The following is a 12795-nucleotide window of genomic DNA, read 5'->3' as shown; positions in this document are numbered from 1 at the left end:
CTCAGCCCTCCTCGCGAAACAGGAACATCGCGGTCGGAACGGCCGCAAGAAACGCGCCGGCCGCGAAAATGTACCCCGACAGCGCCGTCTGCATCATGCCGGACATCATGTGACCGGACGTGCAGCCCCCGGCCAGCCGTGCCCCGTAGAGCACGATGAAGCCGCCGACAAATGTGGCAAGGAAGCGCGAGCCGGTGCTGCCGCCGAAATTGGCGCGCCAGATCGCCGGCATCTTCTGCTCCTCGCGACTCACCCCGCCCCGCGCCATCGCCGACAGAAACCCGCCGATCATCATCGCGATCACGAAGACGAAGCTGTAGTTCATCGGCTCCGACACCGACTTGGCGTATTTCCCGGAGGACTTGGCCAGGTAGGCGTTGGTGGATGTGTAGGCGCCATCTTCGGTCTGCACCACGACACTCGGGTCGGCCGCGTTCCACAAGATACCGTCAAGGATGACGAACTGGGTTGACACGCCGATCGGCTTGACCAGCAGGACCGCGAGGAAGAAGACCAGCCCGAGCAGGACCCCTCCCAGTTTCCAGTTAAGAACCATTTCCGCTCTCCCTTTGTATGTATTTATATGAATATGTTGATCTGATTGCCCGGTGCTTTGATCTCGGTCAATCCGGGCACTGGCGCGACGATTGCCCAGACCTCCGTTTCTCGGATAGAGCTTCGCTGGAACAGCCGCGACGAGGGAAGAATGACGCACGGCATGGACGAGACGGGATGTGTGGACGTACGCGGCTTCCGGTTTCCCGGCGCCGAACAGATCCTTGCAACCAACGACCTCTCTGAGCTGCGCGACGGCGGTTCGGGAGACGGTCTCGCCAAGGCGGCCCTTAGCGTAGCCCGCCCGGTGGACCGGATCCTCGTTCTCGGTGGCGGCTCCGGGCTGATTCCTGCCCTGCTGGCCGGGCAACTTGGCGTGCGGCACGTCACCGTGCTCGAGCCTACCCCGGAGAAACGCACCTACCTCGACAAGGTGATGGCGGAAAATGCGCTGGTGCGGGTGACATTGACCGCAACACTGCCGGACCTGCCCGATTTCACGCTGGTGATCGGGGACAGGTCGGACGGCCAATCAACCCTGCCCCCTCCCCTGCCCCTTGAGGGCCTACGCGGGGCCGTCCTGCGCCTTCCGGGCGAGAAATCCGCAATCGCCGCGCTCTTCGCACAGATGGCATCGGCCGGATTGATCTATTTCCCGCGACAATCCCGCGGAAATGTGGTTACTTTCCTGTCACGTTGGAATGGGTAACGCTTGGTCCGACGTCTGCCACCGGATACCCTAGGCCTGTTCCCAATTCGGTCCCATTTTGGCTTGATTGCTCCGCGAAGGTATAGCCGTCATCATATCCGTAGTGAGTTGCTCAATCCCATGACCCAAGGCGCCAGCCAGACCCGACCGCAAGACCCGACCGCGCAGCCAGACTGGCTGGAGCGTCTGGAAATCCACGGCGCCGATCATGGCTTCCACCGGCGAATCGACGCGTCTCACGGCGCGCTCTACACCGAAGACGACGACACGCTGATCGTTACCTTCGAGCCGCGGGAGAGCTTCACAAACGGCCCCGCGCCGCACCTGCCCATGGGGCTGAACGTGGCCGGACGCGAAGGCTGGTCGCACCTGTGCCTCTATTGCGACGGCACGACCTTCTTCCGGTCCGACGCGGTCTACGCCTTCTTCGACGAATTGATCGACGAAGGGTTTTTCTTCGGCTTCGACCGGGTCATCTTCTACGGCGCAGGCCCCTGCGGTTACGCCGCCGCCGCCTTCTCCGTCGCCGCGCCGGGCGCGACCGTCGTCCTGGTCCGGCCAATGGCGACGCTCGATCCGAACGTGACCCCCTGGGATCGGCGCTATCCCGCGCTGCGCCGCACCGACTTCACCTCGCGCTATGCCTATGCGCCCGACATGCTCGATGCCGCGGACCGGGTGTTTCTCATCCACGACCCGCGCGTGCCGGAAGACGCGATGCACGCCACGCTGTTCGCGCGGCCCGAGCTGACCCGGCTCGACTGCCCGCGCCTCGGCAAGGCGCCGGAAAAGGACCTGCTGCAGATGGGCGTTCTGCTGCCGCTTCTGCGCGCGGCGGGCAAACCCGGATTTGCACCGGGCGTCTTTCACGACCTCTACCGCGCGCGCTATGGCCACAAACCCTACCTGCGCCGCGTTGAGCGCCAGCTCGACGCCGCGAAACGCCCCGGCCTGCGCAATCGCTGGGCCCGCGCGGCGGAAAGCGTGCTGTCGGATGAGAGCGGGACGCGGTCAACCTGACCCGCCGGCGCACACCGCGCCCCCGCACCCGCCACACATCCCCTGACTCTCGGGCACCGCCCCGCCTCCCGACCCCCAAGCGCGGGACACGGCCGTCAGGCCGACCTGTATCTTGGCACGCCGCCAGGGCGGGCACCGGTTTCGCGCGCCTCGGACAGCCGCACTCGAACGGCTGGATCGTGTTGCATGACTGCGAAACAACGAAACGCAAACTGGACCACGCCGCGCCCTGTTTCTTCTGTCCGGAAATATCCCAGGGGGTCCGGGGGGCAGCGCCCCCCGGCGCCGCCGATCCGTACTCGGCAGTCCGGAGGTGGGATCTTCCTCGGCCACACGGCGATCGTGCGCGTTGGATCAAAGGGGAGAACGCCGCCCCGCGCACCGACGGTGCGCGGCATGTCCCACCGGCCTCAGAGCCCGCCTTCCCGAACGATGAACGCCGCGACGTCTTCCACGCCGCGCCCCTGCCGCAGTGCTGCCATGACATACGGGCGTCCGCCCCGCGCAGCGGCCGTATCGGCCTCCAACCTGGCCGCATCGACACCCACGTGGGGCGCGAGATCGGTCTTGTTGACGATCAGCAGGTCCGAGCGGGTCAACCCCGGCCCTTTCTTGCGCGGAATATCCTGCCCGGCCGCCGTGTCGATCACGTAAAGCGTCAGATCCGCCAGTTCCGGACTGAAGGTCGCGGCAAGGTTGTCGCCACCGGATTCGATCAGCACCAGGTCGAGATCCGGAAAATCCCCCACCAGCGCGTCGATCGCGGCAAGGTTGATCGAGGCATCCTCGCGAATGGCCGTATGCGGGCAGCCGCCCGTCTCCACGCCGCGCACGCGTTCAAGCGGCAGGACCTGGGCCCGCATCAGGTACTCGGCATCCTCGCTGGTGTAGATGTCGTTGGTGACCACGGCCATCGAGAACCGCGGCGCCAACGCGCGGCAAAGCTGCTCGGTCAGCGTCGTCTTTCCGGCGCCGACGGGGCCGCCGATGCCGACGCGCAGGGGGCCGTGAGGGCTGGGCATGGGATGTCTCCTGTCTGGAATGGGTGAACCGCCAGCGGTCACGTCTTGAAGATCCGCACGTCCTGGCGCTCATGCCGCATGGCCGCCAGATCGGCGCCGAAAGCCGCACTGCCGATGTCGTCGCGCGCGGCACCGGCGGCATCTTCCGCCACCTCCGCAATCGCCGCGTGCAGACCGGCCAGCACGCGCTGGCCCTCTGTCTGGCCAAGCGGCACGAACCGCACCGCCGCAGACACCAGGTTGGAGGCAAACGCGTGCAGGTAGAGCGCCGCGACCCTCTCCACCGGCAGCGAAAGTGCCGCCGTTGCCGCACCCACGGCCACCGGAAGCGCCATCGGCGCGAGGTCCCGGCCGGTCAGCGCATTCACCGCCCGGACGAAGGCCGCACCCTGCTCCATCGTCTCCCGGTGGCGCTCTTCGGATGACGCCAGCGCCTCGGCCAGTGCCGACAGCTCGTCCGCCGCTGCCGCGCCGCGCATTGCCAGCGACAGCAGGATCGCGTCGTTCCTGCCGCTGCCGAACCGCAGCACATCCTCCAGCCACACCGCCAGCCCCGACGCGGTGGCGACCTCGCCTGCCGCAACCGCCGCCTCCAGCCCGTGGGAATAGGCGTAGGCCCCGACGGGAAATGCCGGGGAGAGCCACTGCGTCAACGTCAAGAGATCGGCGTCACTCATGGGAATGCGCATGTCCGTGGCCGTGTCCATGCTCGTGGCCGTGCGCGTGCCCGTGATCATGTTCGTGCCCGTGGTCGTGTCCCATCGTCCGCCCGTGGCCATAGGCACCGCCCTCCGGCGAAAAGGCCGCCCGGATCGGCGTCACCTCCGCACCCAACCGGCGCAGCATGTCGGCCAGCACGTGATCGTCGCGGATCAGCAGCCGGTCGGCTTCGATCCGGCAGGGCGTGTGCCGGTTCCCGATGTGCCACGCCAGCCGTGGAAGATTGTCGCCGCTCACGACGAGCAGGGGTTCCTCGGCCGCAGCCACCGCCACGCGCAGCCCGCTTTCGAGCACCAGCGCGTCGCCGTCCTCCAGCGAGGTCGTCTCCGCAAGGTCCACGACCAGCGAATCCCCGCCATCGGTCACAAGCCGCCGGCGTCGCAGAAAACGGCCCTCGTAGTCCAGCCGAACGCAATCCGCGGCCACGGCGCCGCCGCCGCGCTCCACCACCTGCGCACGCCCTAGTTCGCCCATCTTCCGCCTCCGTTCATGGTAGTCCCGGCACCGGCGCAGCCTAGCCGCTGCACTGCGGCAGGAAAAGGGGTTCACGGCGGGTCGAGATCGAACCAGACCGGCGCAAACGGTTCAGGGTCCGCCCCCTGGTCCATGCGCGCCAGTTCCAGCGAAACGCCCAGGTCCGGCAGATGGGTCATCATGGAGGTGAAGCTTTCCACGCCCCAGCGGTAGGTGATCAACACCGGGAAACCCTCGTAAGGGCAGCCGGCAATGTCGATGGTTGCCAGCCCGCCGGTGCGCACGGAGATATGTTCCTCCTCCGCCGGCGTTCCATCCGCGAAACTGTTGACCGCCGCCACGGCGAATTCGGTATTGGCGGCCAGCGGAACATGCGCGCTCAACGTGGCGGGGTACGTGCTGGTGATGCGGCTGTAGTCGAGTTCCGTTTCTCCGTCGAGATCGACCTCATCGACGATGAAAACGCCGCCAACCGAAACCATGCGGAATTCGCCCGTGCGATCCGGAAAGCGCGTTGTTTCCTGTACCCTGCCATCCCCGAGCCAGCGCAGATCCACGATCGAGCCGTCGGGATAGGCAACATAGGCCGGTTCGCCCGCCGCCAGCGACGCGCGGGTCGGGCATTCCGCAAGCGCCGGGATTGAACAAACTACTGAAACGAATACGGTCGTTGAGCAGAGGACGTGAAGTCTGGCGGTGGCTGGACGCATGCGCGCGACGCTAGCACGCAACCGCGATATTGACGAGTTCGCGCGCCCGCGTCGCCGCAATCGCTGTCGGACCAGATGCGAATGCGCCGCAGTACCGGGACCGATGTCCGCGCATGCCGCGAGTCAGAGGATTTCGGAATAGACGTGCCGGACCAGGGTTTCGCGGGAGAGACCCCGACGTTCCAACTCGGCGTCCGACAGGCGGCTCAGCGCGTCGTACTCCCGTTGAAGTCGGATCCCCAATCGGATCGTGCCCACGGCTTCGGCGATCAAGCGCAACCGGCCCCCAAGGATGTCGCCGAAACCAGGCGCGCTGCCGGTGGTGGTCGTGGTGAGATCAGACATGGAATACCCTTTTTAGATCAGCACTTCTCCCCTATCTCCTACCTACAACGCCCAGGCATGTGAGCGCTATCAAGGCCGGCGCATACCGCGCATGCTGCGCCTGCATAATGGAATGGCCGAGATCAGAACAGGAAGTAGCGCTGCGCCATGGGAAGTTCTCTGGCCGGCTCGCAGGTCAGCAACTCGCCGTCGGCGCGCACCTCGTATGTCTCCGGATTCACGTCGATCTCCGGACGGGCGTCGTTCATCACCATGTCGGCCTTGCCAATGCCGCGGGTGTCGCCCACTGCAAACGTGTCTTTGGATAGCCCCAGCGATGCGCCGATCCCGTCGGCCTGGGCTGCAGCGGAAACGAAAGTGACCGCCGAACGCTCCACCGAGCGGCCAAAGGCGCCGAACATCGGCCGCGTGTAGACGGGCTGCGGCGTCGGGATAGAGGCATTCGGGTCGCCCATCTGCGCCACGGCAATCGTGCCGCCGAGCAGCACCATCTCCGGTTTCACGCCAAAAAAGGCCGGTGACCAGAGCGCGAGATCCGCCCGCTTGCCCTCTTCGATCGACCCGATATGGGCCGACATGCCATGGGTGATCGCCGGGTTGATGGTGTACTTCGCGACGTATCGCTTGACGCGGACATTGTCGTTGTCCCCCGTCTCCTCGGCCAGGCGGCCGCGCTGAACCTTCATCTTGTGCGCCGTCTGCCAGGTCCGGATGATCACCTCGCCGACCCGCCCCATGGCCTGGCTGTCGGACGCGATGATCGAAAACGCGCCCATGTCGTGCAGGATGTCCTCCGCCGCGATGGTCTCCTTGCGGATCCGGCTCTCGGCAAAGGCCACATCCTCCGGGATCGCCTTGTCGAGGTGGTGGCAAACCATCAGCATGTCGAGATGCTCTTCCAGCGTGTTCACCGTGTAGGGCCGAGTCGGGTTGGTCGAGGACGGGATGACATGCGCCTCGCCACAGACCTTGATGATGTCCGGCGCGTGCCCGCCGCCCGCACCTTCCGTGTGGAAGGCGTGGATCGTCCGGCCCTTCATCGCCGCCACCGTGTTCTCGACGAAGCCCGACTCGTTGAGCGTGTCGGTATGGATCATCACCTGCACGTCCATGTCGTCGGCCACGGAGAGGCAGCAGTCGATGGCCCCCGGCGTCGTCCCCCAATCCTCGTGCAGTTTCATCGCGCAGGCGCCCGCCGACACCATTTCGACCAGCGCCGCAGGCTGGCTGGCGTTCCCCTTGCAGGACAGGCCGAAATTCATCGGGAAGGCATCCAGAGATTGCAGCATCCGCCCGATGTGCCAGGGCCCGGGCGTGCAGGTGGTGGCCAGCGTGCCATGCGCCGGGCCGGTACCGCCGCCGAGCATGGTGGTCAGACCGGAATGCAAAGCGTCCTCGATCTGCTGCGGGCAGATGAAATGGATATGGCTGTCGAACCCGCCGGCCGTCAGGATCTTGCCCTCGCCCGCGATCGCCTCGGTGCCCGGGCCGATCACGATGTCCACGCCCGGCTGCGTATCGGGGTTGCCGGCCTTGCCGATCTTGGCGATGCGCCCGTCCTTCAATCCGACGTCGGCCTTGTAGATGCCCGTCACGTCGAGGATCAGCGCGTTGGTGATCACCGTGTCCACCGCGCCCTCTTCACGGGTGGCCTGGCTCTGGCCCATCCCGTCCCGGATCACCTTGCCGCCACCGAATTTCACTTCTTCCCCGTAGGTTGTCAGGTCTTTCTCAACCTCGATGACAAGATCGGTATCGGCCAGGCGCACCCGGTCTCCGGTCGTGGGGCCGTACATGTCGGCATAGGCGGCGCGGGAGATACTGGCGGGCATGGCAGGTCCGTTCTTCAGGCGGCGGAAAGGATGGAGCGGCCAACGCCGGGAAGGCGTTGCAGGCCGAATGCGGAGATTTCGGGGGGAGCCACAGACGCGCGCGGCAAGGCGCGGGCAGCATCAAACGCGCGCGCTACGACACAGATGCGCTGCATCCACCAGCGGCCGCTCATGGGCGTTGTGGAACCAATAACACAGACCCGGGGGCGCACGGAGATCCGCGGCAGGCGGGCTGTCAGCGACGCGGACCCTTGGGATCCCGGACCGGGACCGGAACCGGCTGCGGCGCAGGGGCCAGCAATCCAAGCAGTCTGTCGATCAACGTAAGACGACGCATGAGAGGCGCTTTCCGGCAGCTTTTTCTTGCTAACTAACCTAGTCCTCGCGCCCGAAGGCGCAAGGGTTGATTTCCGGAGGTTAGCGATCACTCTTTGGTCCCTTTTGCCGCAGGGCTCTCAACCGGTTGTTTTATTGCCGTTTCTTTCGCGGCAACTTTTGGCGTAGCCGCCGGCTTGGCTGCGGTCCGGCGACGCGGGGCCGGCTTGGCTGCCGATTCGGCAGGCGCCTTTTCGGCGGGTGTCGCTGCCTTGGCTGCCGCGCTGCGTCGCGTGGCAGGCGCCTTGCGCTTCGCGGGCGCCTTCGCGGGCGCCGCCTCCGGCGTGGTCAGGTTGGTCGGCGTCGCAGGCTTCGCCGGCGCACGGCGGCGTGCGGTCGTCTTCGCTGTCTTGGGCGCAGGCGCCGAGGTTTCGACCACGGCCGCGGTTTCCACAGCCGCCGGTTTGGATGCCGCGCTCGTCTTCGCCGCCCCGGTCGCTTTCGCCGTCCCTGTCGCTTTCGCCGCCGTGCGCTTCGTCGCGGCCGAGGATGTGGCCCGTTTTGCCACGGGCTTGGTCGTCGCGGCGGCTTTGCGGGCAGCAGGCTTGCGGGCAGCAGGTTTCGGCGCGTCTGTTTCGGGTTCGACGGCACGCAGACGCGCGGCGCCGGCGGCCGGGCGGGCCGTCTTGCGAACCGGTGCCTTGGCAGGCGCGGGTTTGCTGTCCGGCGTCCGGCCGGAGGGCTGCATCATGCGCATCATCGCGACACCCGGCGACTTGGAGGGATCGTACATCGCCTCCGCCATGCCGAATGTCATCCGAAACATCTCGACCTGAAGTTCAGCCGCGCGGCTCCAGACCGCCATGCTCGTCCGCAAGACGTCTACCGGCGTCATGTACTGGATCATTTCGTTCTTCCCCTTGCTTGAAATACCCGCGACTGCTCGCGCGGGACTGGCCGCGGCCCCTCAGAGGGCTCCCATCACGGCCTGGTTGAATCCATAGACCGCGCGCGCGCCGGCGAGCGGCACGAGCGCCACCTCCCGGCTCTGGCCCGGTTCGAATCGTACCGCTGTGCCAGCGGCAATATCGAGCCGCATGCCGCGCGCGGCATCACGGTCGAAATCCAACGCCGAGTTGGTCTCGGCAAAGTGGTAGTGACTGCCCACCTGCACCGGCCGGTCGCCGGTATTGGCCACCATCAGCACCAGCGCCTCGCGATCGGCATTCAGGGTGATGTCGCCATCGGCGGTCATGATCTCGCCTGGAATCATTTGGCGTCCTCCTTCGGATCGGGCGTTTGGTCGGGCTCCGCGTCCGGAGCAGGTTGTGTCTCGGTCTCGGTCGCGCTGCCCGGCCAGACGGCCTCCTTGACCGCGCGCAGGGTCTCGTCCGCGTCGTCTTCGCGCGTGCCACCGCCGCCCGGCGGCGCACTCCCCTCGGCAAGCAGATCCTCCATCGAGGCATGCTTGCCCGGTTCCGTCACCTCGCCATCCCAGTCGTCCCCGGGGTCGCCCTTCGCGCCGTCGGGATCGCGCGCAAATGCATACAGGTCGCGTCCGAAATACCCGAGCAAACCGCCAGCCGCAGCGAGCCAGGCCGAGCTGTCCGCGTCCAGGAATGGCCCGGCCGTCGCGGCAAGCAAGAGCATGAGCCCGAAGGAAAGGACGCGCAGCTCCCGTGCCTCCAGCGGCCGCCACTCCCCCTTGCCGAGCCGCGCGAAAGCCTTCGCGACATAGGGTTCGGCCTGTGGCGTCAGGAAGCCCGCAAGGGCAGACAGGAGGAGCGAGGCGAGCATCGGACCTACCGGATCGGGTGATGAACGGTCACGAGCTTGGTGCCGTCCGGAAAGGTCGCTTCGACCTGCACTTCGTGGATCATATCCGCGATTCCGTCCATGCATTGCTCGGCGCGCACGACGCCGGCACCAGCCTCCATCAATTCGGCAACCGAGCGCCCGTCACGCGCGCCTTCAACGACAAAGTCGGTGATCAGGGCAATCGCTTCGGGATGGTTCAGCTTCACGCCGCGCTCCAGCCGGCCACGCGCCACCATGGCGGCGAGGCTGACAAGCAGCTTGTCCTTTTCGCGGGGGGTCAGGTTCATCTTGCTCCTCAGATCTGCCAGACACGCGGCGGCAGGGTGCCGCGCAGCTGTGTCAAAACCCGTATCAACGTCTGCCGCAAAGGCCACAGATCGCACGCGGCCAGACGTATCAGACATCGACCGTCCCAACCACTGGCCTCTGCGACACAGGCGCATTCGGCCAGACAGGCACGCACCGGCCCAACGGCGTCCTCCGCGCCCGGCGCCACGAGCGCAACCAGCGCCATGGCCCGCGCCTCTCCGAACAGCGCCGCGCCAGAGCGCCGCGCAAGGACGCCGTCGTCGATCCGTACCGCATCCACCAGCACCGGCCGGCCGTCGCGGCACACCTCGCGCCTGTCGCTCAGGCGCAGCCGGTGAACGGTTTCGCCCATCGCGGCCCGGCCCAGCACGAGCGTCTCGCACAGCAGAAGCTGCGCATCGCCATCCAGTTCGATACGTGTCTCGCGATCCAGCGCCGCCCCGTCGAACAGGATCGTCTCCTGTGGCAGCCAGTCCAGCCGCGCCCCCTGCCCCACCTGCGCCCGCATCCGCACGCGGGCCTGCGCCCCGGAGGCGGCATAGGCACGCTCGGCCGTCTGCGTTGTGGCGACAACCCGCGTCCCCGCGGCAAGTTCCACGCCATAGCCCAGCCGGTCGCCGCCCGTCAGTCCGCCGGCGGTATTGAGAAAAACCACCTCGGGGGCCGCATCCCGCAGTCCCGAAACACGCGGCAGCATTGCCTTGGCGCAGCCCGACTGGTGCAGCCGCTCAAGGCGCGCGAGACCGCCGCGCTGACAAAACGAAACCTCGGCGCGCCCGCGGGCGCGCTGCAGCTTCGTCCGGTCTGCTGGGGCGATGTCGAGCAAGTGGCCTCCGAATGTTTCGCGCACCCTACCCCGGCCCCCGCAATGCTGCAACGCGGCAAGACGGCATGCGCGGCGAATTGCGCATGATTTTTGACCATTGCACAGTTTCCGGGCAGACCTTTCCGCCATCTGCGCGCCACGGCGGGCTGGCAGTGGCGCGATTGCTGGGCTATGCCCGCAGCGACATGACCCAGACCCTCACGCTCCGCCGCCCCGACGACTGGCACCTGCACCTGCGCGATGGCGCAATGCTCCAAGCCGTCCTGCCCGAAACGACGCGCCACTTCGCCCGCGCCATCATCATGCCGAACCTCGTGCCGCCGGTGGTGACCTCGGCGGATGCGGCCGCCTACCGCGCGCGCATTCTCGCCGCGCTGCCGCCCGGCGCCGACTTCACGCCGCTGATGACGCTCTACATGACCGAGCAGACCGACTCGGCCGACGTCGTTGCCGCCCATGCCTCCGGGCTGATCGCGGCCGTCAAGCTCTACCCGGCCGGCGCCACCACCAATTCCGCCTCCGGCGTGCGCGACATGGCGCGCGTGCAACCGGTTTTCGACGCGATGGCCGAGGCCGGCGTGCCGCTCTGCGTGCACGGCGAGGTCACCGATCCCGACATCGACATCTTCGACCGCGAGGCGGTGTTCATCGACCGCGTGCTCGACCCGATCCGCCGCCGCACGCCGGGCCTGCGGGTGGTCATGGAGCACATCACCACCGCCGATGCCTGCGCTTACGTGCGCGAGAGCGACGGAACCCTCGGCGCCACGATCACCACGCATCACCTGATGATCAACCGCAACCACATCCTCGTGGGCGGCATCAAGCCGCACTATTACTGCCTGCCCGTCGCCAAGCGCGAGAGCCACCGCACGGCGCTCGTGGAGCTCGCGACCTCCGGTTTCCCGTATGTCTTCCTCGGCACCGATTCCGCCCCACATACCCAGGCCAACAAGGAATCGGCCTGCGGCTGTGCCGGCGTCTTCTCCGCCCCCGTTACCATGGCCTGTCTGGCGCAGGTGTTCGACGAGGCGAACGCCCTCGACCGGCTCGAAGCCTTTGCCTCCCTGAACGGTCCAACCTTCTACCGGATGCCGCCGAACGACGCGACGATCACGCTGGAACGGGGCGCCCCCCTCGACATCCCCGCCAGCCTGGAAACCGGCGAGGGACCGGTGGTCCTGTTCGACCCCGGCCGCCCGGTCAACTGGCACGTCACGAAGGCCTAGCCTTTTCTTCTGTCCGGAAATATCCCCGCCGGAGGCAAGAAAACTCAAGTCCCCCGGTCCCGTCGTACGCGTCGACGGGGAAGCGGGGCACCGATCACCACCAGGAGGTTCCGAGATGATCCCGACCACGCATGTTGACGACGCCACGATGGCCCGCCTGACCGCCGGGATGCTCCTTGAAATCGGCGCAGTGCATTTCAATGCCACCGAGCCCTTCACGCTGGCATCCGGCCTGCCCTCGCCGACCTACATCGACTGCCGCAAGCTGATCTCCTACCCGCGCATCCGCGCGACGCTGATGGATTTCCTGACCGCCAAGGTTCTGCGCGACGCTGGTTTCGAGGCCTTCACCAATATCGCCGGAGGCGAGACCGCCGGCATCCCCTTTGCCGCGCTGGTGGCGGAGCGCATGGGCTTGCCGATGACCTACGTGCGCAAGAAGCCCAAGGGCTACGGACGCAACGCGCGAATCGAGGGCGTGATGGGAGACTCCGACCGGGTGCTCCTCGTGGAAGACCTCACGACCGATGGCGGATCCAAGCTCAGCTTCGTCGATGCGATCCGCGCCACCGGCGCTGCCTGCGCGCACACCGCGGTCATCTTCTACTACGGGATCTTTCCCGAAACGACGAAAACGCTGGGCGACCATGGCGTTGCACTGCACCACCTGTGCACGTGGCGCGACGTCCTGGCCGAGGCGCGCCGGCGCGAAGCCTTCGACGCGGCCACGTTGACGGATGTCGAGGCCTTCCTTGACGACCCGCGCGCATGGCAGGCGGCACGCGGGTGAGCCTGCAGCGATTCGCCGCGCTCAAACGCGCTTGGGCCGTCGAACGAATAAAATCTCAACCGGAAAACTTTTGCCCCGGTGTCTCATTTCTGCCGGTACCGCCCACCCAGCACCACTCTAT

Annotated in this window: 16 protein-coding genes; 5 read left to right on the top strand and 11 right to left on the bottom strand. The window is 66.8% G+C overall.

The genetic code is table 11. The annotated features are described in order from the left end of the window. Position 1: 1 nt before the first annotated feature. Complete coding sequence (locus ARC39_RS07865; protein ID WP_268874332.1) at positions 2–715, bottom strand: YeeE/YedE thiosulfate transporter family protein; 714 nt, start codon at positions 713–715, stop codon at positions 2–4. On the opposite strand from ARC39_RS07865, the gene ARC39_RS07860 reads away from it, so the two are divergent. Together ARC39_RS07860 and ARC39_RS07855 are read left to right on the top strand one after the other, a co-directional pair. Continuing rightward, entirely contained in the window at positions 707–1264 is a 558-nt protein-coding gene (locus tag ARC39_RS07860; RefSeq protein ID WP_149866349.1) for a hypothetical protein, read from the top strand. The two genes, ARC39_RS07865 and ARC39_RS07860, sit on opposite strands and share 9 nt — an antisense overlap. 120 nt (positions 1265–1384) lie before the next feature. Further along, positions 1385–2284 (top strand): hypothetical protein, encoded by a 900-nt coding sequence (locus tag ARC39_RS07855; RefSeq protein WP_068112599.1) that lies wholly within the window; start codon positions 1385–1387, stop codon positions 2282–2284. Positions 2285–2694: 410 nt separating this feature from the next. Here ARC39_RS07855 and ureG read toward each other — a convergent pair whose 3' ends face one another. The 6 genes from ureG to ureC all read right to left on the bottom strand — a co-directional run bounded on the left by ureG (position 2695) and on the right by ureC (position 7387). Beyond that, positions 2695–3306, bottom strand: coding sequence for an urease accessory protein UreG (ureG, locus tag ARC39_RS07850; RefSeq protein ID WP_068112596.1), 612 nt, complete (start codon positions 3304–3306; stop codon positions 2695–2697). Positions 3307–3344: 38 nt separating this feature from the next. Then, a complete protein-coding gene (locus ARC39_RS07845) occupies positions 3345–3983 on the bottom strand; it encodes an urease accessory protein UreF (protein ID WP_068112593.1) in 639 nt (212 codons plus the stop codon). Next, on the bottom strand, positions 3976–4500 hold the full coding sequence (locus tag ARC39_RS07840) for an urease accessory protein UreE (protein ID WP_068112591.1): 525 nt from the start codon (positions 4498–4500) through the stop codon (positions 3976–3978). Before ARC39_RS07840 ends, ARC39_RS07845 begins: the two co-directional genes overlap by 8 nt. Before the next feature lie 71 nt (positions 4501–4571). Further along, complete coding sequence (locus ARC39_RS07835) at positions 4572–5210, bottom strand: hypothetical protein (protein ID WP_068112589.1); 639 nt, start codon at positions 5208–5210, stop codon at positions 4572–4574. Between the two features lie 123 nt (positions 5211–5333). Next, positions 5334–5555 carry a hypothetical protein gene (locus ARC39_RS07830; protein WP_068112586.1) on the bottom strand — a complete coding sequence of 74 codons (222 nt, stop codon included), beginning with the start codon at positions 5553–5555 and terminating at the stop codon, positions 5334–5336. 122 nt (positions 5556–5677) lie between these two features. Then, a complete protein-coding gene (ureC, locus tag ARC39_RS07825; protein ID WP_068112583.1) occupies positions 5678–7387 on the bottom strand; it encodes an urease subunit alpha in 1710 nt (569 codons plus the stop codon). Between the two features lie 542 nt (positions 7388–7929). Here ureC and ARC39_RS25580 point away from each other — a divergent pair. After that, positions 7930–8538 carry a hypothetical protein gene (locus ARC39_RS25580; protein ID WP_161470943.1) on the top strand — a complete coding sequence of 203 codons (609 nt, stop codon included), beginning with the start codon at positions 7930–7932 and terminating at the stop codon, positions 8536–8538. A gap of 131 nt (positions 8539–8669) precedes the next feature. Here the strand turns inward: ARC39_RS25580 and ARC39_RS07815 are convergent, their stop codons facing one another. From ARC39_RS07815 to ARC39_RS07800, 4 genes are read right to left on the bottom strand one after another with little or no spacing between them, the layout of a single operon-like run. Beyond that, positions 8670–8975: an urease subunit beta gene (locus ARC39_RS07815; RefSeq protein ID WP_068112576.1), complete on the bottom strand. Its 306-nt coding sequence runs from the start codon at positions 8973–8975 to the stop codon at positions 8670–8672. Next, complete coding sequence (locus tag ARC39_RS07810) at positions 8972–9499, bottom strand: hypothetical protein (RefSeq protein WP_068112573.1); 528 nt, start codon at positions 9497–9499, stop codon at positions 8972–8974. The genes ARC39_RS07815 and ARC39_RS07810 overlap by 4 nt, the downstream gene beginning before the upstream one ends. A 5-nt stretch (positions 9500–9504) precedes the next feature. Then, positions 9505–9807: an urease subunit gamma gene (locus ARC39_RS07805; RefSeq protein ID WP_068112570.1), complete on the bottom strand. Its 303-nt coding sequence runs from the start codon at positions 9805–9807 to the stop codon at positions 9505–9507. An 8-nt stretch (positions 9808–9815) separates the two neighbouring features. After that, entirely contained in the window at positions 9816–10646 is an 831-nt protein-coding gene (locus tag ARC39_RS07800) for an urease accessory protein UreD (RefSeq protein ID WP_068113243.1), read from the bottom strand. A 194-nt stretch (positions 10647–10840) separates the two neighbouring features. Here ARC39_RS07800 and pyrC point away from each other — a divergent pair, with 194 nt between their 5' ends. Both pyrC and ARC39_RS07790 read left to right on the top strand, forming a co-directional pair. Further along, positions 10841–11884: a dihydroorotase gene (pyrC, locus tag ARC39_RS07795; RefSeq protein WP_068113241.1), complete on the top strand. Its 1044-nt coding sequence runs from the start codon at positions 10841–10843 to the stop codon at positions 11882–11884. 115 nt (positions 11885–11999) lie between these two features. Then, positions 12000–12674 (top strand): orotate phosphoribosyltransferase, encoded by a 675-nt coding sequence (locus tag ARC39_RS07790; protein ID WP_068112565.1) that lies wholly within the window; start codon positions 12000–12002, stop codon positions 12672–12674. The last annotated feature ends 121 nt before the right edge of the window (positions 12675–12795 follow it).

It is taken from the genome of Tropicimonas marinistellae (assembly GCF_001509585.1).
GTDB lineage: Bacteria > Pseudomonadota > Alphaproteobacteria > Rhodobacterales > Rhodobacteraceae > Tropicimonas > Tropicimonas marinistellae.
This window is presented reverse-complemented; position numbering and strand designations above follow the sequence as displayed.